At 47.3% G+C, this 23,557-nt stretch carries 25 protein-coding genes; 23 read left to right on the forward strand and 2 right to left on the reverse strand.

What is annotated here, in order from left to right:
* The first annotated feature begins 6 nt into the window (after nt 1-6).
* The 4 genes from ARB69_RS11975 to ARB69_RS11990 all read left to right on the forward strand — a co-directional run bounded on the left by ARB69_RS11975 (nt 7) and on the right by ARB69_RS11990 (nt 4,913).
* The gene (locus ARB69_RS11975) at nt 7-1,515 is read left to right on the forward strand and encodes a glycoside hydrolase family 43 protein (protein ID WP_070102407.1); all 1,509 of its coding nucleotides are present in this window, start codon (nt 7-9) and stop codon (nt 1,513-1,515) included.
* 174 nt (nt 1,516-1,689) lie between these two features.
* A complete protein-coding gene (locus ARB69_RS11980; protein WP_055153309.1) occupies nt 1,690-1,983 on the forward strand; it encodes a DUF6506 family protein in 294 nt (97 codons plus the stop codon).
* Nucleotides 1,984-2,191: 208 nt separating this feature from the next.
* Nucleotides 2,192-3,607 (forward strand): rhamnulokinase, encoded by a 1,416-nt coding sequence (gene rhaB / locus ARB69_RS11985; RefSeq protein WP_055153311.1) that lies wholly within the window; start codon nt 2,192-2,194, stop codon nt 3,605-3,607.
* Between the two features lie 52 nt (nt 3,608-3,659).
* Complete coding sequence (locus tag ARB69_RS11990) at nt 3,660-4,913, forward strand: L-rhamnose isomerase (RefSeq protein WP_055153313.1); 1,254 nt, start codon at nt 3,660-3,662, stop codon at nt 4,911-4,913.
* Between the two features lie 494 nt (nt 4,914-5,407).
* On the opposite strand, the gene ARB69_RS11995 is transcribed toward ARB69_RS11990, so the two are convergent.
* A complete protein-coding gene (locus ARB69_RS11995) occupies nt 5,408-6,055 on the reverse strand; it encodes a Uma2 family endonuclease (RefSeq protein ID WP_055153315.1) in 648 nt (215 codons plus the stop codon).
* 157 nt (nt 6,056-6,212) lie between these two features.
* Here ARB69_RS11995 and ARB69_RS12000 point away from each other — a divergent pair, with 157 nt between their 5' ends.
* The gene (locus ARB69_RS12000) at nt 6,213-6,590 is read left to right on the forward strand and encodes a helix-turn-helix domain-containing protein (protein ID WP_050640130.1); all 378 of its coding nucleotides are present in this window, start codon (nt 6,213-6,215) and stop codon (nt 6,588-6,590) included.
* A 79-nt stretch (nt 6,591-6,669) separates the two neighbouring features.
* Here ARB69_RS12000 and ARB69_RS12005 read toward each other — a convergent pair whose 3' ends face one another.
* Complete coding sequence (locus ARB69_RS12005) at nt 6,670-7,401, reverse strand: phosphatase (RefSeq protein ID WP_050640843.1); 732 nt, start codon at nt 7,399-7,401, stop codon at nt 6,670-6,672.
* Nucleotides 7,402-7,798: 397 nt separating this feature from the next.
* On the opposite strand from ARB69_RS12005, the gene ARB69_RS12010 reads away from it, so the two are divergent.
* The 18 genes from ARB69_RS12010 (at nt 7,799) to ARB69_RS12095 (ending at nt 23,087) form a co-directional block, all read left to right on the forward strand.
* A complete protein-coding gene (locus ARB69_RS12010; protein WP_050640129.1) occupies nt 7,799-10,330 on the forward strand; it encodes a glycyl radical protein in 2,532 nt (843 codons plus the stop codon).
* A 20-nt stretch (nt 10,331-10,350) separates the two neighbouring features.
* Complete coding sequence (locus tag ARB69_RS12015) at nt 10,351-11,145, forward strand: glycyl-radical enzyme activating protein (RefSeq protein WP_050640842.1); 795 nt, start codon at nt 10,351-10,353, stop codon at nt 11,143-11,145.
* A gap of 5 nt (nt 11,146-11,150) precedes the next feature.
* Nucleotides 11,151-11,513 (forward strand): BMC domain-containing protein, encoded by a 363-nt coding sequence (locus ARB69_RS12020; RefSeq protein ID WP_025656497.1) that lies wholly within the window; start codon nt 11,151-11,153, stop codon nt 11,511-11,513.
* Between the two features lie 5 nt (nt 11,514-11,518).
* Complete coding sequence (locus ARB69_RS12025; RefSeq protein ID WP_050640127.1) at nt 11,519-12,016, forward strand: EutP/PduV family microcompartment system protein; 498 nt, start codon at nt 11,519-11,521, stop codon at nt 12,014-12,016.
* A 98-nt stretch (nt 12,017-12,114) separates the two neighbouring features.
* Entirely contained in the window at nt 12,115-12,924 is an 810-nt protein-coding gene (locus ARB69_RS12030) for a class II aldolase/adducin family protein (protein ID WP_025656499.1), read from the forward strand.
* Between the two features lie 72 nt (nt 12,925-12,996).
* A complete protein-coding gene (locus tag ARB69_RS12035) occupies nt 12,997-13,518 on the forward strand; it encodes a GlcG/HbpS family heme-binding protein (protein ID WP_025656500.1) in 522 nt (173 codons plus the stop codon).
* Nucleotides 13,509-14,897, forward strand: coding sequence for an aldehyde dehydrogenase family protein (locus tag ARB69_RS12040; RefSeq protein WP_050640126.1), 1,389 nt, complete (start codon nt 13,509-13,511; stop codon nt 14,895-14,897). The genes ARB69_RS12035 and ARB69_RS12040 overlap by 10 nt, the downstream gene beginning before the upstream one ends.
* A 16-nt stretch (nt 14,898-14,913) precedes the next feature.
* Nucleotides 14,914-16,125 (forward strand): zinc-dependent alcohol dehydrogenase, encoded by a 1,212-nt coding sequence (locus ARB69_RS12045; protein WP_050640125.1) that lies wholly within the window; start codon nt 14,914-14,916, stop codon nt 16,123-16,125.
* Nucleotides 16,126-16,151: 26 nt separating this feature from the next.
* Entirely contained in the window at nt 16,152-16,496 is a 345-nt protein-coding gene (locus tag ARB69_RS12050) for a BMC domain-containing protein (protein ID WP_055153317.1), read from the forward strand.
* 12 nt (nt 16,497-16,508) lie between these two features.
* Nucleotides 16,509-16,784: a BMC domain-containing protein gene (locus tag ARB69_RS12055; RefSeq protein ID WP_009003872.1), complete on the forward strand. Its 276-nt coding sequence runs from the start codon at nt 16,509-16,511 to the stop codon at nt 16,782-16,784.
* A 75-nt stretch (nt 16,785-16,859) separates the two neighbouring features.
* On the forward strand, nt 16,860-17,144 hold the full coding sequence (locus tag ARB69_RS12060; RefSeq protein WP_055153319.1) for a BMC domain-containing protein: 285 nt from the start codon (nt 16,860-16,862) through the stop codon (nt 17,142-17,144).
* 272 nt (nt 17,145-17,416) lie between these two features.
* Nucleotides 17,417-17,695, forward strand: a complete 279-nt coding sequence (locus ARB69_RS26695) for a BMC domain-containing protein (RefSeq protein WP_025656504.1) — start codon at nt 17,417-17,419, stop codon at nt 17,693-17,695.
* Between the two features lie 227 nt (nt 17,696-17,922).
* Nucleotides 17,923-18,570 (forward strand): phosphate propanoyltransferase, encoded by a 648-nt coding sequence (pduL, locus tag ARB69_RS12070; RefSeq protein ID WP_025656505.1) that lies wholly within the window; start codon nt 17,923-17,925, stop codon nt 18,568-18,570.
* A gap of 295 nt (nt 18,571-18,865) precedes the next feature.
* The gene (locus ARB69_RS12075) at nt 18,866-19,132 is read left to right on the forward strand and encodes a EutN/CcmL family microcompartment protein (protein WP_025656506.1); all 267 of its coding nucleotides are present in this window, start codon (nt 18,866-18,868) and stop codon (nt 19,130-19,132) included.
* A 7-nt stretch (nt 19,133-19,139) separates the two neighbouring features.
* Nucleotides 19,140-20,489 (forward strand): 4Fe-4S dicluster domain-containing protein, encoded by a 1,350-nt coding sequence (locus ARB69_RS12080; protein ID WP_050640841.1) that lies wholly within the window; start codon nt 19,140-19,142, stop codon nt 20,487-20,489.
* Nucleotides 20,482-21,030, forward strand: a complete 549-nt coding sequence (locus ARB69_RS12085) for a BMC domain-containing protein (protein ID WP_050640124.1) — start codon at nt 20,482-20,484, stop codon at nt 21,028-21,030. Before ARB69_RS12080 ends, ARB69_RS12085 begins: the two co-directional genes overlap by 8 nt.
* A 134-nt stretch (nt 21,031-21,164) precedes the next feature.
* Nucleotides 21,165-21,929 carry a DeoR/GlpR family DNA-binding transcription regulator gene (locus ARB69_RS12090; protein WP_050640123.1) on the forward strand — a complete coding sequence of 255 codons (765 nt, stop codon included), beginning with the start codon at nt 21,165-21,167 and terminating at the stop codon, nt 21,927-21,929.
* 12 nt (nt 21,930-21,941) lie between these two features.
* The gene (locus tag ARB69_RS12095; protein ID WP_050640122.1) at nt 21,942-23,087 is read left to right on the forward strand and encodes a 1-propanol dehydrogenase PduQ; all 1,146 of its coding nucleotides are present in this window, start codon (nt 21,942-21,944) and stop codon (nt 23,085-23,087) included.
* Nucleotides 23,088-23,557 lie beyond the last annotated feature (470 nt).

Genomic DNA, 23,557 nt, shown 5'->3' on the forward strand with positions numbered 1-23,557 from the left:
AAGCCAATGATACATTATCGGAATCCAATCATCCCGGGATTTTACCCTGACCCGAGCATTTGCCGGGTGAAAGAAGACTACTTTCTGGTGACCAGTTCCTTTGAATACTTTCCAGGAATCCCTCTGTTCCACAGCCGGGATCTGGTTCACTGGGAACAGATTGGGCATGTTCTGACCAGAAAAACGCAGGCATTGCTGGAAAAGTGTCCGGCTTCCGGAGGCATATGGGCGCCTTCAATACGTCACCATAAAGGCAGATTCTATGTGTCAGCCACGAACTTCAGCCATGGAGGAAATTTCTTTGTCTGGACAGACGATATTTATGGAGAGTGGTCTGACCCAATGTGGATGGAGCAGGGCGGGATCGATCCTTCCCTGTTCTTTGACTCTGACGAATGCGTATATTTAACAAGCACCTATGACCTGCCGGACAGCCAAGCGATTGGGCAGTGCCGGATGGATATCGATACCGGGAAGAGGCTTTCCGATACGAAGATCATCTGGGAAGGGAGCGGAGGCAAATATCCCGAGGGCCCCCACATGTTTAAGCGGGAGGGATGGTACTACCTGCTGGCAGCGGAAGGTGGAACGGAGTACGGTCATATGGTTACGATTTCAAGAGGAACCTCCCCATGGGGTCCGTTAGAAAGCTGTCCGCATAACCCGATACTGACCCACCGTGATACGATGCTGCATCATTTTCAGGCAATCGGGCACGGGGACGTAACCGATACAAAAGAAGGGGACTTCTGGATGGTATTCCATGGGATTCGGACAAGCCAGTATATGCTCCATCATCTGGGCCGGGAAACCATGCTTGCCCCTGTTACATGGGACGAAAACGGATGGCCTGTGGTGAATCAGGGGGAAAAGATTCTGAAAAACATGGAGGTCATGCGGCTTCCGGAGGAAGATTATGAGATCAGATTGGAGGATCCGGATTCCTTTTATGGTTCTGTCTTGCCTAAGGTGTGGAATTATTTGAGGAACCCGGATCTGAGCCGGTACAGCCTTACTGACAGGAAGGGAAGCCTTAAGCTGGCCGGTGGGGATGAGACATTGGATGAACTATGTTCACCTGCATTTGTGGGGCGGAGGCAGCAACACTTTTGTATGCGGGCTGAGGTATGGCTGGATGCCGAACCGCAGGGCCTGCAGGAGCGTGCGGGATTAACGGTTTATCATACGAATGAGCACCATTATGATCTTGCTGTATCATGCAGGGAGGGGAAACGGTGTGTAATTCTGTATAAAAGGGTGGGCGATATGCAGACGGAGAGCCAGCCCTTATTTTTGTACGGTCCGGGAAAAGTGCTTCTGAGGATTGAATCTGATGAACTGGAGTATTGTTTTCTTGCGGGAAGAGATGAGAATCATCTGCAAATGGCAGGCAGCGGGAGGACACAGCTTTTATCAACAGAGTGTATGCCCATGACCTTCACCGGATGCTATGTGGGGGTGTTTGCTGAAAAAACAGACGCTTGGTTTGAGCGGTTTCAATACCGTCCGATATAGAGGATGGGGGAAAAGCATTGCTATGCACGGCCTATAGCCCGTACAAAGTTACAAATAAACCACCCCGCCCATGATATGAAAATCAACTAGCCCCTATTCATATATTTTCTTTCCATAATATGGTATAATTAGTTGAAAAAAATATTAAAGTCAGTAGTATAGAGGAGGATTCTTATGAGATTTGCATTTATCATTATGGGAGAGGATTTTGATTCACTGAAAGATTGTGCCAGTATACACGAGGGAGCGGTGCAGACAATAGGCGTATCAAGTGTGGAAGAAGCATGCGAAGTATCAAAAAAGCTATATGAAGAAGGGATAGATTGCATTGAACTCTGCGGTGCTTTTGGAGAAGCGGGAGCTAAATCAATTATTGATGTTACAGAGAATAAGATTCCGGTCGGATATGTGACTCATCTGCGGGAACAGGATGAGATTTTTGAAAAGGTGTTCAGCGGAATGTTATGATAACCAAGGTGCAGCCCATAAATCATGCTCTTCGGCAATGCTGCAGAAGAAGGTATTTAATAGATTTAGAATGAGTATATGAGAATAATTTAAGGAGTGCAAATAAGGACGCTGTGATAAATAAATAGCGTCCTTTTTTTGTACCCCGTTACCAACTATAATAGACTTACAATTGAAAAAGTATGAAGAAAATATAAGGAGGCACAACATGGAGAAATGTTATTTGGCCGTTGATATCGGGGCATCCAGCGGACGCCATATGCTTGCATATATGGCCGAAGGCAGGATGCGGCTCGAGGAAGTGTACCGCTTTCCGAATGGCATGGATAATAAGGACGGTACCTTGTGCTGGGATGTAGAGCGTTTATTCAATGAGATCAAAAACGGGCTGAAAAAATGTAAAGAGGTCGGAAAGATCCCGGCTTCGATGGGGATTGATACCTGGGGCGTTGATTATGTGCTGCTTGATAAAGAAGATCAGATTCTGGGAGATACCGTTGGATACCGTGACAGCCGTACCAGTGGGATAGACAAGAAGGTATATGAGAAGATCTCCCCGGAAGAATTGTATGCAAGAACAGGAATCCAAAAGCAGGTCTTCAATACCATTTACCAGCTGATGGCGGTGAAGGAGAGCCATCCGGAACATCTGGAGCAGGCGGAGGCGATACTTATGATTCCGGATTATTTCCATTTCCTGCTGACCGGTGTTAAGAAGAACGAATACACCAATGCCACAACGGGGCAGCTGATTAATCCTACAACAAACGACTGGGATTACGAGATGATCGATATGCTGGGATATCATTCAAAAATGTTCCGTCCAGTATCTATGCCGGGCACTGTGGTTGGCAATTTTACAAAAGAAATCCAAGAAGAAGTTGGCTTTGACTGTAAAGTCGTACTTCCTGCCACTCATGACACCGGCTCAGCGGTACTGGCAGTGCCGACAAACGATGATAATGCAATCTATATAAGCTCCGGTACCTGGTCACTGATGGGCATCGAAAGAAAAGAAGCAGACTGTTCGATGGAAAGCATGCAAGCCAACTTTACAAACGAAGGCGGATATGACCACAGATTCCGCTTTCTAAAGAACATTATGGGATTATGGATGATCCAGTCAGTAAAAAAAGAGTTTGCAGAGGATCTGTCCTTTGCTGAAATCTGCGACAGGGCATCCAAAGAAACGATTCCATCCATAGTAGACTGCAATGACGACTGTTTCCTGGCACCTGAGAGCATGATTAAGGCAGTGCAGGATTTCTGCAGCAGAACAGGCCAGCAGGTTCCGCTCACGATCGGAGAGATTGCAGCAGTCATATACAACAGCCTTGCAAAATGCTATGGCGATACCGTGAAAGAGGTCGAAGCAATCACAGGCAATACATACGACACGATTTACGTAGTGGGCGGAGGTGCCAATGCCGGATATTTGAATGAATTGACTGCAAAATATACCGGAAAGAAAGTTTCGGCAGGCCCCACCGAGGCAACTGCAATCGGCAATGTAACCGTTCAGATGATGCATGATGGCGTGTTTGCAAGCCTTCCGGAGGCGCGGACATGTATCGATCGGTCATTTGATATAAAGAAGTACGATGAAAATGGAAAACAATTCTGACAATGAGACGCAAAGGGGTCAGACCCCTTTGAAAAATGAAGGAGGATTTACGATGACAACGAAGGAAAGATATGAATCAGCGAAAGAGATCTATGGGAAAATTGGTGTGGATACTGATAAGGTTCTGGAAACATTAAAGTCTGTTCCGATTTCTATGCACTGCTGGCAGGGGGATGATGTTGGTGGGTTTGACAGTGAGGGGGCGCTTACAGGCGGTATCCAGGCTACAGGAAATTATCCTGGTAAAGCAAGAACACCGGAAGAACTGATGGCAGATATCGACAAGGCTTTGAGCCTGATACCAGGAACACACAGAATCAATGTTCATGCAAGTTATGCTATTTTTGAAGAAGGCGAATGGGTAGACCGTGATAAGCTGGAGCCAAAGCATTTAGCTAAATGGGTGGAGTTTGCTAAGGAAAGAGGTCTTGGATTGGACTTCAACCCGACCTACTTCTCACACCCGAAGGCCGATGAATATACTCTGACAAGCCCGGATGAAGAGATCCGTAAGTTCTGGATCGAGCATGGAAAAGCCTGCATCCGCATCTCTCAGTATTTTGCTGAGGAACTGGGAACGCCTTGTCTGATGAACATCTGGATTCCGGATGGTTTTAAGGATATTCCGGCTGACAGGCTTGGACCGAGAGCGAGATATAAAGATTCTCTGGATCAGATTCTGGGAATTGACTATGATAAAGAAAAAGTGCTGGTATGCCTGGAGTCTAAGGTGTTTGGTATTGGCCTGGAAGCTTACACAGCAGGTTCAGCAGAGTTTACGATGAATTACGTGATGAACAAGGGGATTGTGCCTCTGATGGACAATGGACATTATCATCCGACAGAAGTAGTTTCTGATAAGATTTCATCTATGCTTCTCTTCAATGATAAGATTGCTCTTCATGTAACAAGACCAATCCGCTGGGACAGTGACCATGTAGTACTGCTGGATGATGAGACAAAAGAGATTGCAAAAGAGATTGTAAGAAATGATGCTCTAAACAGAGTGATCATCGGCCTTGACTTCTTTGATGCAAGTATCAACAGAATCTCCGCATGGGTAGTGGGAATGAGAAATATGCAGAAGGCTCTGATGTGTGCGATGTTAAGCCCCAATGCACGGCTGAAAGAACTGCAGGATACACAGCAGTTTACAGAGCTGATGGCAATGCAGGAAGAACTGAAATGCTATCCGTTTGGCGATGTATGGAATTATTTCTGCGAAATCAACAATGTTCCGGAGAGAGAAGACTGGTTTAAAGAAGTTCAGAACTATGAGGCGGAAGTACTTTCTAAAAGAGCCTAACCTTAGATGATCTTTAGCAAAACTGTTGCTTTTGTGGAGATTTTCCTCCACTTAGAATCAAAAATAAATACCTTACCAAAGAAATGGCTCAGATACCGTTACTATGCGCGGCTCCTGTGCCGTGAACAGTAACGACAGCGGTTCGGTATAAGAAGAAATCTAAAATTGACATTTAAAGCAAATTTGTTATAATATACTTAACAAGACAGCCGGGATTGATAGATGAAGTCTATCCGTACCGGGTAAGATGTTATTTCAAAGAGTAATCGCCTATCCTACCAAGACGGGGCGATTACTTTTTTTGCTTATCATAGAAACTTTTCACAAGCGTAATGATAGCAATAATCATCAATACAAATGTAAATAAGTTATCGTATGTAACATACATAAGCACCACCCCTTTCGTTATACTCCGAAACGGATGGATCCGCCCTCCCGGCTGCCTGGGTAAGTATACTATTTTTGATGGGGTTATTCAGGACTGCCCGGCTGATCTATTCCTTAAGCCGCTTCAAATCCAGATAAAGTCCTTCTACCGTATGCACACGTATTCTGTCAGAAAAGCCGTATTCCTCCATTGCCTCTGTTTCATTCAAACGAAACAGGCAGACTGTTACCGTCTGTTTCTGTCCGTCAATAATCCAGTACTCGCGGACTCCCAGCTCTCTGTACAAATGAACCTTTTCAGAACAATCCAGCTCTTTGCTGTCAGGTGAGACGACTTCCGCAGCGAAAACAGGAACTTCTGTAATCTTATATCCAATGATTCTGCCGGGATGCAGAATTATGGCAATATCGGGAATCAGTATAGTATTTCCTCCATTGAGGTAAAAACGAATGGGAAAGGTAACAGCTTTGCAGGGAGAAAAAGATTCTTTGCCATATGATACAATCTGACAGAGTAATTCCGTGATGACAGCCTGATGCATAAATGAAACAGGAGGTCGGGTTAGAATATATCCGTTCATTAGCTGGGTATGAAGAGAAGAAGGCAGCAGTTCATAATCCTGGCGGGAGCACTGCCCCTGCTTTTGGGCAATCCAGTCAGGTAAACAGCTTTCCGATTGTGCGCCATTTAACACAGGCTTCCTAGCATTATCATTTGTCTGGCTGTCCTGGGAAAGATCTTTATAATTACTCATGGAGCGCCTCCTTTACAGTTGAGAGTACTCTTGATATAGATCCATTTTACATGCAAAGGCAGGCAGAGTCATGCAGTTACAAACTGCTTGACATACTAAGCAGTAGCTAAATTTGTGCCGCCTGTGTTATGATGGAAAGGGAAGGAAGTGAGGACGGATGAAAGAAAAACAGAATAAAGCGGGAGGCGGTTCGGCGGAGGGGGAACGAAAAAAAGAAGATCTATCCAAGATAAGCCGTTACCCCGGGATTCAGATGGCAAGAACAGGAAAGTGGCTGCGTTTCGTCTGCAAGATTCAGAACATACCCGTAAAAAAGATCTGCGAATGCCTTGGCCTGGGATGCCCCCAGTCGGTCTATGGCTGGTTTGGAGGGAGAACACTGCCATCTCTGGATAACTTCTACACGTTAAGCCAGATGCTGCACATGCCCCTCGATGAGCTCATCATAAACTGGGATGAGCAGCTGCCCGGAGGGTTTTGCAAAAGGGTGGGGAAGGCCGGCATAAGAATCCTGTCATACCGCCTGAAGCTTTAGTATGCAAGATAACTGATGTGACCGGCTGAATGTTCCATAAAGAGTTCAAGATGGAACACTCAGCCGATCACATAATTCATCAGACATCCTGACGGGATCTCTCCAGAAAACATTTGAAAGCCTTCAAAGAATAATTCATGATCAGAGAATCAGGCATCCCGGCAAGCCGCGCCAGTTCCAGCGAAAAGGTAAAGTCTCCGACATGCTTTGTGCCGTGGCTGTCACTTGCGAATATAACCGGGTAATGATAATGTCTGCATAGATTTAAGATCATCAGATCGTTAAACCGGGTATCTCCCCGGTAGCCGTCAGGGCTTAAGGAACTGTTGTTTATCTCCAGAAGAACATCATATTTCATGGCCGCCTTTACAATTTCCAGATAATCAACCGGATACTTTACATCATCACAGTGTCCGATAATACGGACATAGGGATTTTTCATGGCGGCAATGTATGCGGCTGTATTCTCCTCCATGGTGCCGGGTTTTTTAACCGGTTTATGAATGCTGGCGATTACATAATCCAGTTTTGCAAGTATGGAATCCTCCAGATCCAGCTTTCCTTCATTATTTAAAATATTTGCTTCCGCACCATAAAGCATCTCCACTCCCAGACGCTCCTTTTGGGCATAGAACAGGCTGCGAAAATAAGATGGCTTTCCGCCGCCGCAGGTGGCAGGGCCGTGGTCGGATATTCCGAGCATTTTCAGATTCCTGGAAGCAGCGGCTTTTGCCATGTCTGTGATGGTTGCAGTAGAGGCATGTCCGCTTGCTATTGTGTGCGTATGTATATCAAATTGGAAAGAAGACATAATCATTAGGCCTTTCTATCTATAATTAATGAACACTTTCATCAAAAAAATCCTAATATATAGTATGCGCGATGCTCTTTGGTTTGTCAATAAAAAACTAAAATAAAAAATGAAAATACCAATAAAAACAACAAAATTAGTGTTGGGATTGGTTGGATTCACATATAAAAATCGTTAAAATCATGTTGCTTCGTGTTGACTTCTGAGTATTGTTCAAGTATAATAATTAAGACTGGGTGGAGATTCATTAAAACCCGGCGGGGGATGCATATTGCGGCTTAAGCAGATGCTGCAGTGCGGCCGCCGCAGGCGGAGCTTTGATTTATCTTCGGAAGGTTAATATTCTATGTGTAGATGCAGGCTGTATTTATACATAAGGAAAGGAGTAACAAAGCAAATGGGACTATATACCTATGACAGTACGGACATACCAAAGTCAGATCGTATTCCAAAGCTTGTGGAGAACCTGTATGCCAAGATGCCGGAGATAGAATCAGCCAGAGCCGTTCTTTTGACGGAATCCTATAAGCAGACAGAGAGCGAGCCGGTGATTATCCGCCGTGCAAAGGCATTTCAGCATATTTTGGAAAACATTCCGATTATCATCCGTGACCTGGAGCTGATTGCAGGCAGCACAACGCTTGCGCCAAGAGGCTGTCAGACATATCCGGAATTTTCGTATGAGTGGCTGGAAGAGGAATTTGAAACCGTTGAGAACAGAAGCGCAGATCCGTTCTATATATCAGACCAGACCAAGGCGGAGCTGAAGCAGGCCAATGCATATTGGAAGGGAAAGACAACAAGTGAGCTGGCCACCTCCTATATGGAGCCTGAGACACTGCTTGCTATGGAACATAACATTTTCACACCGGGCAATTATTTTTATAACGGCGTAGGCCATGTTACGGTAAAGTATGGCGAAGTCCTGGAAATTGGATTTTCCGGTATAAAGGCGAAAGCGGAAGCCGAGATGGCAAAGCTGTGCCTGGCCGATGGTGATTATCAGCAGAAGTCGAGATTTCTGGAAGCAGTTATGATCAGCTGTGATGCTGCCGTTACATATGCCAGGCGTTATGCGAAGCTGGCTCTGGAGGAGGCGGAAAAGTGTTCGGATATGACACGCAAAAAAGAGCTGCTTCAGATCGCCCAGAATTGCGCAAATGTTCCGGAAAAAGGGGCATCGGGATTTTATGAGGCATGCCAGTCATTCTGGTTCGTACAGCAGCTGCTTCAGATAGAATCCAGTGGACATTCAATCTCTCCGGGAAGATTTGACCAGTATATGTATCCTTATTATAAGAAGGATTTGGACAGTGGAAAGATAACAAGAGAATTTGCACAGGAACTGATGGACTGCATCTGGGTGAAGTTAAATGACCTGAATAAGTGCCGTGATGCTGTCTCAGCAGAAGGGTTTGCAGGATACAGCCTTTTCCAGAATCTGATCGCAGGCGGTCAGAATGAGGAAGGGATTGATGTGACGAATGATCTATCATTTATGAGCATTGAGGCATCCATGCATGTTTACCTTCCGCAGCCTTCCCTGTCCGTGAGAGTATGGAACGGTTCGCCTCATGAATTCCTTATTAAAGCGGCGGAGCTGACCCGTACGGGTATCGGCCTTCCGGCGTATTACAATGACGAAGTGATTATTCCCTCCCTGGTGAGCAGAGGCCTGACGCTGGAGGATGCAAGGGATTACAATATTATTGGCTGTGTTGAGCCGCAGAAGGCAGGTAAGACAGAGGGCTGGCATGATGCGGCATTCTTTAATATGTGCCGTCCGCTGGAGCTGGTTTTTAACAACGGTAAGGATAAAGGGGTGCAGGTAGGACCGCAGACCGGGCGGGTAGAAGATATGAAGACCTTCGGAGAATTCTACCATGCATATAAGATCCAGATGGATTACGCGATCAAACTTTTGGTGAATGCGGACAATGCCATTGACGTTGCCCATGCAGAGAGATGCCCCCTTCCGTTCCTTTCTTCTATGGTCGATGATTGTATGAAGAAAGGGAGAACGGTGCAGGAAGGCGGAGCAGTCTATAACTTTACCGGCCCTCAGGGATTCGGAGTCGCGAACATGGCGGATTCCCTGTATGCAGTGAAAAAGCTGGTTTACGATGAAAAGAAAGTTACCATGAAGGAACTCAAAGAGGCCCTGGCTACAAACTACGGCAAAGGCTTAAGCGGTGAGGATGTTGCGTCCATGACTGCAGAGATTGCAGGCGGCATGAAAGCGTCCGGACAGGCTGTCACTGAGCGGGAGGTTGCAGCAATTCTGAAGACGGTAGTAGCCGCTTCAGAGGCTCCGGAAGTAAAAGCAAACGGAGAACGTATCCTCAAATTGATCGAGGAAGTTCCGAAGTTCGGCAATGATATTCCGGAAGTGGATGCTTTTGCAAGAGATGTGGCCTATACATATACAAAGCCTCTGCAGAATTATAAGAATCCAAGGGGCGGCATATTCCAGGCGGGCTTATACCCGGTATCTGCCAATGTTCCGCTGGGGGCACAGACAGGGGCCACGCCGGATGGGCGTCTTGCACATACACCGGTTGCCGACGGCGTTTCACCGTCCGCAGGGAAAGATATAAGCGGCCCGACGGCGGCAGCAAATTCTGTCTCCAGGCTGGATCACTATATTGCATCCAACGGGACACTGTTTAACCAGAAGTTCCACCCATCCGCATTGAGCGGCAGGAGAGGGCTTGAGAACTTCGTAGGCCTGATCCGTTCCTACTTTGACCAGAAGGGAAGCCATATGCAGTTTAATGTAGTCAGCCGCGAAACACTGCTGGATGCACAAAAGAATCCGGAGCAGTACAAGCATCTGGTTGTCCGGGTAGCCGGATACAGCGCTTTGTTCACCACGCTTTCCAAGTCGCTTCAGGATGATATCATCCGGAGAACGGAGCAGGGCTTCTGATGGAAGAGAGGAATCGCAGCATGGAAGATTATTTAAATACAAAAGGCCGCATTTTCGATATACAGAGATATTCGATCCACGACGGCAACGGAATACGGACGATTGTATTTTTGAAGGGCTGTGTTCTGAGATGCCGGTGGTGCTGTAATCCGGAGTCACAGAAGTACGAGATCGAGACCATGATGGTACAAGGGGAGCCAAAGGTAATCGGAGAGGACGTCACCGTAAAAGAAGTGATGGAGACGGTCGAGAAAGACCGCACCTATTACCGCAGGACCGGAGGCGGCCTGACGCTGTCGGGAGGCGAGAGCCTGTGCCAGCCCGAATTTGCCGCTGCACTTTTGAGGGCGGCATCTGAAGCCGGAATCAGCACGGCGATGGAAAGCATGGGATGCGCCGATTACAAAGTAATCGAGGGCCTGCTCCCGTATCTGGATCAGTACCTGCTGGATATCAAACATATGAATCCGGCAAAACATAAAGCATTCACCGGGCGCTCCAATGAACTGATGGTGGAAAATGCGATGAAGATTGCAAAATCAGGCATGACGGAACTGAGCATCCGGGTACCTGTTATTCCAGGGTTTAACGATACAAAAGAAGAGATCCGGGATATCGCAGAGTATACAAAAGCGCTGGGCAGCGTAAAAAGGCTTCACCTGCTTCCCTACCACAGACTTGGCCAGGACAAGTACGAAGGACTGGGAAGAGAATACCTGATGGGGAATGCAGAGCCGCCGTCAAACGAAACGATGGAAATGCTGCTCAAAACTGCAGAACTGGCATCCGGAATTGAATGTCAGATAGGAGGCTAAGAAACATGAGTTATGAACAAATGCCGGAAAGAATCGTACAGGAACTGGTTCCCGGTAAGGAAATAACAATCGCCCATTTGATTGCAAGTCCGGATATCACACTGTATGAGAAGCTGGGACTGGACCCAAGGGTGGAATACAGTAAATCGGCAATCGGCGTACTGACAATCAGTCCCGCAGAAACCGCTATTATTGCGGCAGATATTGCAATTAAAGCGGCGGGAATCGAACTGGGCTTCGTAGACCGCTTCAGCGGTACTTTGATAGTAACCGGCACGATTTCAGAAACAGAGGCCGCGATCCGCGCAGTACTGGATTATGTGAGGGATAAGATGGGCTTCTCTGTATGTGAGATAACAAGGACTTAATAAATATGAAGAAAATCGTATTGATGGGCAGGAGTGAATGTGGGAAAACCACATTGACCCAGGCACTAAAAGGTGAAAAAATCCAGTATCACAAAACACAGTATGTGAATAACTTCGATGTTATCATAGATACCCCGGGGGAATACGCCCAGACCAAGCATCTGGGATACGCCCTTGCGTTATACTCCTATGAGGCGGATGTTGTCGGGCTTCTGATATCGGCTACAGAGCCGTATTCCCTTTATCCGCCATGCTGTACAGCCATGTGCAACCGGGAAGTCATCGGCATTGTAACTAAGATCCATGATAAGAATGCAAATGTAGAGCGCGCCGAGAGGTGGCTCAGGCTGACAGGCTGCAAGAAAATCTTCTTCGTTGACTCGAAAAATTATGAGGGAATTCCGGAAATTCTGGAATACTTAAAAGAAGAAGGAGATGTGCTTCCGTGGGAGCTGGAAGAGGCTGAAAAAAAGATGGAGAAAACAACAAATCCAACACAATAATAAGTTGACTACTGTGGGATTGTGTGGTAATATCGAGTTAGAAACAACAAAAAACAAATGTTTAGTTTTGTTTTAAGAATCCAAGGAGGAAAAAAAGGATGCAAAACGAATACGAAATCAAAAAAGAAATGTGTGAAATCGGTAAAAGAGTGTACAACCGCGGGATGGTTGCTGCTAATGATGGAAACTTCTCTGTTAAATTGAATGACAATGAATTCTTATGTACGCCAACAGGTGTCAGCAAAGGATTCATGACACCGGAATATATCTGCAAAGTAGACGCTGAAGGTAATGTACTGCAGGCAAACAAGGGGTTCAGACCTTCTTCAGAGATAAAGATGCACATGCGTGTATATAAAGAAAGACCGGACGTAAACTCCGTAGTACATGCTCACCCGCTGTACGCTACAACATTTGCTATCTGCGGTATTCCTCTGACACAGCCGATCATGCCGGAAGCTGTTATCGCTCTGGGATGCGTACCGATCGCAAAATACGGCACACCTTCTACAATGGAGATTCCGGACGCTGTTTCTGAGCACTTACAGTACTTCGATGCAGTTCTGCTTGAGAATCACGGAGCGCTTGCATACTCAGACAGCCTTCTGAGCGCATACCACAAGATGGAATCCCTGGAATTCTACGCACAGCTTCTGTATCAGTCAAAGATGCTTGGCGAGCCACAGGAGTTCAACAAAGAGCAGATGGACAAGCTGTATGAAATCAGAAGAAAAATGGGACTGCCAGGAAAACATCCTGCAAACGTATGCCCGAACGCAAAAGCCGGCAAGCCAAGCTGCCACAGCTGCGGAGGATCATGCAGTGCTGCTGCACCGGAAGCTTCCACTGCAGATGCTGATTTAGTTGCATCTATCACAAAGAAAGTGATGGATCAGCTGGGACTGTAAGAAAGCTTACCCAAAGGGGATTCCCAAAAGAACGCCCCGCGGGCGGAATCAAAATATATTTAGGAGACTGCTATGAACGAACAGGATATTACCAATGCCGTAAAAGCGGTATTGGGCCAGATGAAGGAAAGTGGTTCTCATCACGAAAAAGGACATGTATGCAGGTGCCACAAGCATAAGATGACATTGAAGGCTGCCAATGCACTGATCGAAAAAGTGACTGCAAAGGCTGCCAGCATGGGCGTCAATGTGGTGGCCGCCGTGTCAGACCAGGCGGGCAGGCCTGTTGCGGTTCAGAGTATGGATGGGGCCTACATAGCAAGCTTTGATATTGCGATCAATAAAACATTTACTTCAGCGAGCCTCAAGATGTCCACGGAGGCGCTTAGCCATCTAAGCCAGCCGGGACAGCCTTTGTACGGAATCCAATTTACGAATGAAGGGAAGATCGTTATATTTGGCGGCGGGGAGCCGCTGGAAGCAGATGGAAAAATAATCGGGGCCTTGGGTGTGAGCGGCGGTACCGCTGAAGAAGATACCGCAATAGCCGCTTATGGCAGAGAAGTTTTCGAGGAGGTATTAGCGTGTCTGTAAATGAACAGATGATCCAGGACATCGTTTCAGAAGTCATGGCAAAGATGCAGATTGCTTCCGAAGTATCAGGAAACCACGGCGTATTTGCTGATATGAATGAAGCGATTGAAGCTGCGAAAAAAGCGCAGAAGATCGTGGGCAGAATGTCCATGGATCAAAGAGAGAAAATCATATCCAACATCAGAAAGAAGACAGTTGAGAATGCCGAGATACTTGCACGCATGGGTGTACAAGAGACAGGCATGGGAAATGTCGGACATAAGATTTTAAAACATCAGTTAGTTGCTGAGAAGACGCCGGGAACGGAAGACATCACAACAACTGCATGGTCAGGGGACAGAGGCCTGACACTGATAGAAATGGGGCCGTTTGGTGTGATCGGTGCGATTACTCCATGTACCAATCCCAGTGAGACCGTACTCTGTAATACAATCGGCATGCTGGCCGGCGGCAATACAGTCGTATTTAACCCTCATCCGGGAGCAATCAAGACATCGATCTATGCGATCAACATGATCAATGAAGCTTCTCTTGAGGCAGGCGGCCCGGACAACATCGCATGCACGGTAGAGAAGCCGACACTGGAATCAAGCAGCATCATGATGAAGCACAAAGAGATTCATCTGATCGCAGCAACAGGCGGCCCGGGAGTTGTAACAGCGGTTCTTTCCTCAGGCAAGAGGGGGATCGGAGCAGGGGCAGGCAACCCGCCGGCGCTTGTAGACGAGACAGCGGATATCCGGAAAGCTGCAGAAGATATTGTAAACGGATGTACATTCGACAATAACCTGCCATGTATCGCTGAGAAGGAAATCGTAGCTGTGGATTCTGTCATTGACGAATTGATGCACTACATGGTCAGCGAGCAGGGATGTTACCTGGCTTCTAAGGAAGAGCAGGATGCCCTGACAGCAGTTGTCCTGAAAGACGGCAGACTGAACAGAAAGTGTGTGGGAAGGGATGCAAAGACCCTTTTGGGAATGATCGGTGTAAGCGTTCCGGACAATATCAGATGTATCACATTTGAAGGCCCGAAAGAGCATCCATTGATTGCAGAAGAACTTATGATGCCGATCCTTGGCGTAGTCAGAGCAAAAGATTTTGATGATGCGGTTGAACAGGCTGTATGGCTGGAACACGGCAACAGACATTCCGCACACATACATTCCAAGAACGTAGACAACATCACGAAGTATGCAAAAGCCATTGACACTGCGATTCTTGTAAAGAACGGCCCGTCCTATGCGGCACTTGGATTCGGAGGCGAAGGCTTCTGTACATTCACAATCGCCAGCAGGACAGGGGAGGGTCTTACAAGCGCAAGCACATTCACAAAGAGAAGACGCTGCGTCATGTCAGACAGTTTATGCATTCGTTAAGACAGGAGGAAATAAAATGGAAATGAATTCTGCAAATGTAGAAGCAGTCGTGAAACAGGTACTGGAAAGTATGCTGGGCGAAAAGGCTGCTCCTGCAGCAAATACAACAGCAGGAAGCCAGGCAGTTCCAAAAACTGCTCGTGTGGCTATGCTGACAGCACTGGAACACTATGACATCAAAGAATTCCCGATCCCTGAACTGGGAGACGGAGACATTCTTGTAAAGGTTGAAGGATGCGGCGTATGCGGTACTGACGCCCATGAATTCAAGAGAGACCCGTTCGGCCTGATCCCGGTTGTCCTTGGACATGAAGGAACCGGAGAGATCGTAAAGATGGGCAAGAACGTAAAGATCGACAGCGCAGGAAAAGAACTGAAGGTCGGTGATAAGGTTGTTACCTGTATGATCTTCAAGGATGATCCGGACATCACAATGTACGATCTGAACAAGCAGAACGTAGGCGGCGCTGATGTATACGGACTTCTCCCGGATGATGATATTCATCTGAACGGATGGTTCTCCGATTACATTGTGGTTCGCGAGGGTTCTACTGTATTCAACGTAAGCGACCTGGACCTGAAGTCCAGAATTCTGATCGAACCATGTGCAGTACTGATTCATGCTGTAGAGAGAGCTAAGACAACAGGAATCCTGAGATTCAACAGCAGAGTTGTCGTACAGGGATGCGGACCGATCGGTCTGATCTGTATCGCAGTTCTCCGCACAATGGGCATCGAGAACATCGTAGCTGTAGACGGAGAGCAGAAGAGACTTGATTTTGCCAAGAAGATGGGAGCTGAGCGCTCTGTAAACTTCAAGGATTTCAAGGGAATTGAGGCTCTGGCAGACGGCGTTAAGGCAGCGTTTGACGGACATCCGGCAGACTTCGCATTCCAGTGTACAGGATCACCGGTTGCACATGCCAACATTTATAAGTTCATCCGCAACGGCGGCGGACTTTGCGAGCTGGGATTCTTCATCAACGGCGGAGACGCTACAATCAACCCGCACTTTGACCTGTGCTCTAAGGAAATTACATTAGTTGGTTCCTGGGTATATACATTAAGAGATTATGCGACAACATTCGATTTCCTGAAGAGAGCAAAAGGAATCGGACTTCCGATGGACGACCTGATCACACATGAATTCCCGCTGGATCAGATCAACGAGGCTCATCAGACGAACCTGAAGATGGAAGGTCTGAAGATCGCTATTGTAAATAAATAGCAGCAATCCCAAAAAGGAGAATTGACATGGGAGAAGCAGTAGGCATGTTGGAAGTATTCGGACTGGCAACAGCGTTTGCAGCGGCGGATGCCGGATGTAAAGCGGGCGATGTGAGTCTGGAGACTTTTGACAAGAATAAACCGGCAAATGCAGATGAATTACCCGTACCGCTGATTGTTATGATCAAGTTTCGCGGAAGCGTATCCGATGTTCAGGCAGCATTAGACGCAGCGAAAATGAAAGCAGAAGAACTTGCAGGAGTTGTAGCTGAATACGAAATTGCAAGACCGACAGAGGATACGGAAAAGATGCTGAAGCTGAGCGGTTTAGATAAAGGCAAACCAAATAAAGTCTATGTAAAAGAAGTTTAGGAGGAAATGAAAATGGCACAATTAGCATTAGGAATGGTAGAAACAAGAGGACTTACAGCAGCAATCGAGGCTGCAGATGCAATGACAAAGGCTGCTGAGGTTACATTGGTAGGAACAGAGAAGATCGGTTCCGGACTGGTAACAGTTATGGTTCGCGGAGACGTAGGAGCTGTTAAGGCTGCAGTTGAAACCGGCGCTGACGCTGCAGGAAGACTTGGCGAATTAGTAGCAACACACGTAATCCCGAGACCACACAACGACGTAGAGAAAATTCTTCCTACTGTATAGGAACCGGAGATGACTGCAGTTCTTCCTGTCACTGAAACAGGGAGCAGCAAGAAGAATGAGTAAAGGAGCAGTCTCATGGGACAGGCGTATGGATTTTTTGAAATCCCAAGTGTGACGGCAGCGGTGGTTGCCATTGATATCATGTGCAAGACAGCAGAAGTGCAGCTTGTCACCTGGGAAAAAAAGTTAGGTGGAAGACTTGTAACCATCATTATCCGCGGAGACGTATCAGCTGTATCGCAAGCCATTGAAACTGCTGCTGCAAACGGAATTAAAGAACCAGTAGCGCATGTGGTGATTGCAAATCCTCACAGGGAGATACTGAAGCTGATCAATAACAGCGCGAACCGGGTAAGTTAGGAGGCAGTTAAATGGCAGAAGATAATAAACCAAGCGGCGAGGAGAAGGCACCAGACACTTCCAAGCCGGAAGGTGCAGCCAAAAAAAGCACAGCCAGGTCGGCCGGTACTGCAAAGAGTACGGCGAAAAAGACAACAGGCGCTGCGAAAGCTGCATCCACCAGAAAAACGACGACTGCGAAGGCACCGGCCAAAACCATCCAGCGGGTGAAACAGTCGGCGCAGCAGGCAGAACAGGTAGAAGAAAAGATTCAATTAAAGGAGGAAAAAAGAATGTCACAGGAAGCATTAGGAATGGTCGAAACAAGAGGTTTAGTAGCATCAATCGAAGCAGCAGATACCATGCTCAAAGCTGCTAATGTAGTATTAGTAGGAACAGAGAAGATCGGTTCCGGACTGGTAACAGTCATGGTTCGTGGAGATGTTGGAGCTGTTAAATCTGCAGTTGAATCAGGTGCAGAGGCAGCAGGAAGACTTGGCGAGTTAGTAGCAACACACGTAATCCCAAGACCACACAGCGATGTAGAAAAAATTCTTCCGGCAGTGAAATAATAAGCGTTAGCATATTGTTCAGTACAGGACTGTGCATTTACTGCACAGTCCGTACGAAAGCGCTGAACAGCCAAAAGCAAGCCCCATCGCCGCAGGCGATTTTCATGGGCTTGCGGCGTATCTGTCCATGTTCTTGAACAGATACGTTCAGCTAAAGATTTACGGCCTTACGTCTCTTCCTCAGGCAGATGCGTAAGGCCTGTGAATACTTAATGAGGAGAATTGATATGGACAATAACAATGTAGCATTGATTACCAAAATGGTACTGGAAGCAGTTGAGAAGCAGAAAGCTTCCGGAGATACGGGATATCTTGTGCCAATCGGAGTATCCGCAAGACATATCCACCTCACACAGGAGCACGTTGAAGCCCTGTTTGGTCCGGGATATCAGTTGACGAAGAAAAAAGAGCTGATGGGCGGTCAGTTTGCATCAAACGAACTGGTGACAATTGTCGGCCTGAAGCTTAGAGCGATAGAGAATGTAAGGATCTTAGGACCTGTAAGAAGCAAATCCCAGGTGGAGGTGTCTGCAACAGATTCCATCCGTCTCGGAGTAAAGGCGCCGATCCGCGAATCCGGCAACACTGCTGGCTCAGCAGCGATTGCAGTCGTTGGGCCAAAAGGGGCTATTTATCTGGATGAAGGATGCATTATTGCAAAAAGGCATATTCATATGTCACCGAAAGATGCAATGGCAGCCGGTGTTCATGATGGGGACATTGTATCTGTGAAGGCAGACAACGAGAGAGGAACCGTATTCAACCATGTTCAGATCCGTGTTGACGACAGCTTTACTCTTGAGATGCATATCGATACAGATGAAGCGAACGCAGCGAAAATTGCGACAGGAGATACCGTAAGAATCATTAAGTAAAATACCCCGCAGCAGACGAAGGGGGATTCATCCCACAGGCTTTTTTACGGTGCCGGACAGTTCCGGCACTGGCGCGCCGTCTGTGCGGGGTAATTGTACTAGTATCAAACACTGAAGATTATAGTTGCAGGAGGGTTACTGTTCAGACCGTGCCGTGCACCTTGCTGCACGGCATCGGAGCCGATAAAGTGATGGCCATCGGGCATCTGCCCTTCGCCGAAGGCGACTTTAAATGGGCAGATGCCGTTACTGTGCACTCCCGAAGGGTGTGAACAGTAACGCATGAGGAGGAGTTATGCTGATAGGAAAAGTAAAAGGAAGTGTTGTTTCAACACGCAAATGTGAGAATCTGGTCGGCAATAAGTTTATGATTGTGGATGTCTTAGAGCATATGCAGAATGGTGCGAATCAGCTGATTGCGATTGATAAGATTGGTGCGGGTATAGGTGAGTATGTGTTGGTAGCACAGGGCAGCGCAGCCAGAATTGGTTCCGGAATGCCAGATGCACCTATTGATGCAGCAATTGTTGGAATTATTGACGATGGAACAGGACTGGAGTAATGAAATGATGGATATGAAAGAATTGAGCAGCATATTGCAGTTAAACGGTATAGTTGGTGCAGGTGGTGCAGGTTTTCCTACATATGCAAAGCTAGATGAACGTGCTGAAACAATCATCCTGAATTGTGCAGAGTGTGAACCGCTTCTTCGGCTGCACAGGCAGCTGCTTGAGAAGTATGCACAGGAAATCGTTGAGACCTTCCATATGATGGGGCAGGTTGTAGGTGCAAAAGAAGTAGTCATTGGAATTAAAAAGGCTTATAAAAAGACAATTGAAGCTCTGGAGGAAGTCATTGGTGAGTATCCCGAGGTCAGGCTTGGGCTGCTGGATGAAGTATATCCGGCCGGAGACGAAGTTGTTTTGATCTATGAAGTGACTGGTAAAGTAGTAAGGCCGGGAGGGCTCCCAATCGAGAGCGGTGTAGCCGTATTCAATGTGGAAACTGTATACAACGTATACAGAGCGCTTAACCAGCAGGCTCCGGTAACAGATAAGCTGGTATCTGTCGTGGCTGAGGTAGAGCGCCCGGTAACGGTGCGGGTGCCGATCGGAACGACGATCGAAGAGACCGTCAGGCTGGCAGGCAATGTCACTGCAAGGGATCCGGTATATTTTATCGGAGGCCCGATGATGGGATTTATCGGCAGCGGCTCACAGCCGGTTACCAAGACGACAAATGCCGTGCTGGTACTGCCGGAGGAACACCTGATTATCCAAAAGAAAAGAAGAAAATCATCCATCGATTTAAAACGTGCAGCGGCTTGCTGCTGCCAGTGTACGATGTGTACGGATTTGTGTCCGAGAAACCGGCTTGGACATCCGATAGAGCCGCATTTGTTCATGCGTGCGGCAACCTGTAAAGATTTACAGGAACCAAACATATTTATAAATACCATGTTTTGTTCTTCCTGTGGTCTGTGCGAAATGTATTCCTGTATGCAGGGATTGTCACCGAGATCATTAATGGCAGAATATAAAGCGGGCCTGCGTGCCAACGGGCTCAAACCTCCGCAGGGCGTCATACCCAAACCGGTGGGGGAAGAGAGAGAGTACCGGAAGGTGCCGATGGAACGCCTTATGGCAAGACTGGACCTTACAAAATATGACAGGGAGGCGCCTCTTGATGAGACTGCAGTTCCTGTAAGAAAAGTGAAGATTCTGTTAAGCCAGCACATAGGCGCACCTGCATCTGCAATTGTAAAACGTGGTGATAAAGTAACGCAGGGACAGATGATAGCCGAACCGGGCAAAGGCTTGAGCGTGGGAATACATGCGAGCATAGACGGTACGGTTCGTGAAGTAAATGAGAAATATATAATCATAGAAACGCAGGAAGGACGTGCAGGCAATGAGTAAGGCAATTGGAATGGTAGAATATAAGACTGTTTCAGCAGGTGTTGTAGCAGCAGATGCTATGGTAAAGACTTCTGAAGTTAGTATCATTGAGGCCCAGACAGTATGTCCGGGGAAGTATATCGTAATTATCTCAGGAGATTTGAGCGCGGTAAACGCTGCGGTTGAGACTTCCAAAGCACTGCATGGGAAACATCTGATCAACAGTTTTGTACTCGGCAACCCGCATAAATCTATTTTCCCGGCAATCTATGGGGCTACTAAGATCGATGATGTATCAGCTCTCGGTATTATGGAGACTTACGATGCAACCTCTATCATTGTGGCTGCAGATGAGGCTGCGAAGACAGCGATTGTTGATCTGATTGAACTTAGAATTGCCAGAGGAATGTGCGGGAAATCTTATCTGATGCTGACAGGCGATGTGGCAGCCGTAGAAGCTGCTATCGAGAGGGCAAAGGCTGCAGTGGCAGACCAGGGAATGTACCTGGACTCTTCTGTGATCGCGCATCCGGATGCTCAGATCCGCGAAGCGATATTATAATCATTCGCAATTGTTCAGCACAGGATTGTACATTTACTGCACAGCTGCATGATTCGAAACAAAGATTTGCTGTATAGTCCGCTGCAGTGTGTAGAGAAGGACACTGAAGGGCAATATGACCGGGAGGCAATGTGATGCTCGCAATAGAGAGACGGAATGAAATATTAGAAAAGCTTCAGGCTGAACGGCGTGTAGTGGTAAGTGAGCTGAGCCAGATATATGATGTGTCTGAAGAGACAATCCGGAGGGATCTGGAAAAATTGGTGAATGACGGCTATGCCATAAAAAGCTATGGCGGAGCTGTTATCAATGAAAATGTGAACATCGATCTTCCATTTAATATCCGAAAGAACCGCAACGTTGTCGGAAAACAGCGGATTGCGGATCTTGTAAACAAAATGGTCCACGATGGCGACAGCATTATGCTGGACGGCAGCTCAACAGCAGTTTATATCGCAAAGGCATTAAAAGAGAAAAAAAACCTGACGCTGATCACAAATTCAATTGAGATTATCATTGAATTGTTTGATGTGCCTGACTGGAGCGTGCTGTCGACCGGCGGCGTATCCAGGGAAGGTTCGTTTGCGCTCGTGGGGCCGCAGACGGATAAGATGCTTCGTTCTTATCACGTGGATAAGTCGATTATTTCCTGCAAAGGGGTTGACCTTGCTTCCGGTCTTACAGATTCGGATGAGCTTCACGCGAACAACAAGAAAACCATGCTGGAATCAGGAAAACAGAAGATTCTGGCAATAGACAGCAGTAAATTTGATCAAATTGCGTTTACAGCGATCGGAATGCTGGAAGATATCACGACCGTTGTTACTGATGAAAAACCCGAGGCCAAATGGCTTCAGGCATTTGAAGAGTTAGGGATAGAGTGCATCTACCCGGAATAAAGGAAAAACACTATGAAAAGCTTTGAGATTAAGACTAAAGTATATTTTGGCGATCAGGCGCTGGATCGTCTGGCAGAAATTCCATACAGCAAGGTACTGGTAATCACTGACCCGTTTATGGCTCAGAGCAGTATGATTAATCTGATTACCGATCCTCTTAAAAAGGGAAAGATAGAGTTTGACATTTTCAAGGATGTTGTGCCGGATCCTCCGATCGAAAAAATCAGTGAAGGTGTCAAAAAGATGCTGGAATATAAGCCGGACGCGATTGTCGCAGTCGGCGGGGGATCTGCCATTGATTCCTCCAAATCAATCCGTGAGTTTGCACTTCGTGTGGACAATTACGGGGAAGTCGGACTGATCGCAATCCCGACAACAAGCGGAACTGGTTCAGAAGTTACATCCTTCGCGGTTGTATCCGATCCGAAAGAACAGATGAAATACCCTCTGGTTTCCAGAGATCTGACACCGGATGAGGCAATTCTGGATGCCGAGCTTGTTAAGAGTGTGCCGCCGTCAATTACAGCGGACACCGGTATGGATGTATTTACGCATGCGCTTGAGGCCTGTGTAAGCACAAACAGAAACGATTTTTCAACGGCGCTTGCAGAGAAAGCAATCGAAATCTGCGGCGTATTCCTGCTCCGTGCATATCTGGACGGAAATGATACCCATGCGCGCCAGAAGATGCATTCCGCATCCTGCCTGGCAGGGCTGGCATTCAATTCCGCGTCATTGGGACTGAACCATGGAATGGCGCATCAGCTTGGCGCAACATTCCACATCCCCCACGGACGGGCAAACGCAATGCTGCTTCCCCATATCATTGAGTTCAACAGTGATATCAACAAGCACAGCAAGAGCCGTACGGAGTACCTGCCGGCTGTGAAAAGATACTCCACAGTGGCACAGCTGCTGGGACTGAGCAGTTATAACAAGATCATGACGGTAAGATCACTCGTGAACTGGGTACAGTTCATGTTGAAAGAGATGGATATACCGCTCTCCATATCACAGATGGGGACAATCTCCGAAGAAGAGTACTTCAATGCCATAGACCACATGGCAGATGGGGCAATGGCGGATGGGTGTACGGATACAAATCCGCGCGTGCCACGGAAGGCAGATGTAGTACAAATATACAAAAACCTCTGGTAACGGGTGGGGACGGAGGGGATTTGGCTGGTATGGGGGCGCTGAGTAAGAGCGGCGTCTGCCGCCTGCTGTGGGTTTCCATGCCGTTGCTGCCGACTGGCCGTGAGGCTAAGAATATCTAACAGAAAAAATAAGGAAAAGTAAGGGACATGCCGCAGTTGGCGTGAATGCCGATGCATTCACACCGCCGGCGGCAACAGCATTTGATTTTGTGAATCAAATGCTGCCCTCACTTTTCCTTATTTTTTCTGTAAGATATTCTAAGCGTCACTATATGTCCGCAGCAACGGCATGGAAACCCACAGCAGGCGGCAGACGCCGCTCTTACTCAGCTATGCGCATCCGGGTGGCAAAGCCCCTCCTTCCCGGAAGGCCTTGTATGGGAGCGGCGGATGGAATTGGGAATGAGGTGGCTTTGTGGGCTGGGGAAGTAAATTTTATGTATAGGCGGATTGATCCACTGCTCTGGCAGG

The sequence above is a fragment of the Faecalicatena contorta genome (genome assembly GCF_001404335.1).
GTDB lineage: Bacteria > Bacillota > Clostridia > Lachnospirales > Lachnospiraceae > Faecalicatena > Faecalicatena contortus_B.

What these genes read in the sequence shown, in the direction of transcription:
- ARB69_RS11975 (WP_070102407.1), top strand. Translation starts at nt 7, where the DNA reads ATGATACATTATCGGAATCCAATCATCCCGGGATTTTACCCTGACCCG.
- ARB69_RS11980 (WP_055153309.1), top strand. Translation starts at nt 1,690, where the DNA reads ATGAGATTTGCATTTATCATTATGGGAGAGGATTTTGATTCACTGAAA.
- rhaB (WP_055153311.1), top strand. Translation starts at nt 2,192, where the DNA reads ATGGAGAAATGTTATTTGGCCGTTGATATCGGGGCATCCAGCGGACGC.
- ARB69_RS11990 (WP_055153313.1), top strand. Translation starts at nt 3,660, where the DNA reads ATGACAACGAAGGAAAGATATGAATCAGCGAAAGAGATCTATGGGAAA.
- ARB69_RS11995 (WP_055153315.1), bottom strand. Translation starts at nt 6,055, where the DNA reads ATGAGTAATTATAAAGATCTTTCCCAGGACAGCCAGACAAATGATAAT.
- ARB69_RS12000 (WP_050640130.1), top strand. Translation starts at nt 6,213, where the DNA reads ATGAAAGAAAAACAGAATAAAGCGGGAGGCGGTTCGGCGGAGGGGGAA.
- ARB69_RS12005 (WP_050640843.1), bottom strand. Translation starts at nt 7,401, where the DNA reads ATGTCTTCTTTCCAATTTGATATACATACGCACACAATAGCAAGCGGA.
- ARB69_RS12010 (WP_050640129.1), top strand. Translation starts at nt 7,799, where the DNA reads ATGGGACTATATACCTATGACAGTACGGACATACCAAAGTCAGATCGT.
- ARB69_RS12015 (WP_050640842.1), top strand. Translation starts at nt 10,351, where the DNA reads ATGGAAGATTATTTAAATACAAAAGGCCGCATTTTCGATATACAGAGA.
- ARB69_RS12020 (WP_025656497.1), top strand. Translation starts at nt 11,151, where the DNA reads ATGAGTTATGAACAAATGCCGGAAAGAATCGTACAGGAACTGGTTCCC.
- ARB69_RS12025 (WP_050640127.1), top strand. Translation starts at nt 11,519, where the DNA reads ATGAAGAAAATCGTATTGATGGGCAGGAGTGAATGTGGGAAAACCACA.
- ARB69_RS12030 (WP_025656499.1), top strand. Translation starts at nt 12,115, where the DNA reads ATGCAAAACGAATACGAAATCAAAAAAGAAATGTGTGAAATCGGTAAA.
- ARB69_RS12035 (WP_025656500.1), top strand. Translation starts at nt 12,997, where the DNA reads ATGAACGAACAGGATATTACCAATGCCGTAAAAGCGGTATTGGGCCAG.
- ARB69_RS12045 (WP_050640125.1), top strand. Translation starts at nt 14,914, where the DNA reads ATGGAAATGAATTCTGCAAATGTAGAAGCAGTCGTGAAACAGGTACTG.
- ARB69_RS12050 (WP_055153317.1), top strand. Translation starts at nt 16,152, where the DNA reads ATGGGAGAAGCAGTAGGCATGTTGGAAGTATTCGGACTGGCAACAGCG.
- ARB69_RS12055 (WP_009003872.1), top strand. Translation starts at nt 16,509, where the DNA reads ATGGCACAATTAGCATTAGGAATGGTAGAAACAAGAGGACTTACAGCA.
- ARB69_RS12060 (WP_055153319.1), top strand. Translation starts at nt 16,860, where the DNA reads ATGGGACAGGCGTATGGATTTTTTGAAATCCCAAGTGTGACGGCAGCG.
- ARB69_RS26695 (WP_025656504.1), top strand. Translation starts at nt 17,417, where the DNA reads ATGTCACAGGAAGCATTAGGAATGGTCGAAACAAGAGGTTTAGTAGCA.
- pduL (WP_025656505.1), top strand. Translation starts at nt 17,923, where the DNA reads ATGGACAATAACAATGTAGCATTGATTACCAAAATGGTACTGGAAGCA.
- ARB69_RS12075 (WP_025656506.1), top strand. Translation starts at nt 18,866, where the DNA reads ATGCTGATAGGAAAAGTAAAAGGAAGTGTTGTTTCAACACGCAAATGT.
- ARB69_RS12080 (WP_050640841.1), top strand. Translation starts at nt 19,140, where the DNA reads ATGGATATGAAAGAATTGAGCAGCATATTGCAGTTAAACGGTATAGTT.
- ARB69_RS12085 (WP_050640124.1), top strand. Translation starts at nt 20,482, where the DNA reads ATGAGTAAGGCAATTGGAATGGTAGAATATAAGACTGTTTCAGCAGGT.
- ARB69_RS12090 (WP_050640123.1), top strand. Translation starts at nt 21,165, where the DNA reads ATGCTCGCAATAGAGAGACGGAATGAAATATTAGAAAAGCTTCAGGCT.
- ARB69_RS12095 (WP_050640122.1), top strand. Translation starts at nt 21,942, where the DNA reads ATGAAAAGCTTTGAGATTAAGACTAAAGTATATTTTGGCGATCAGGCG.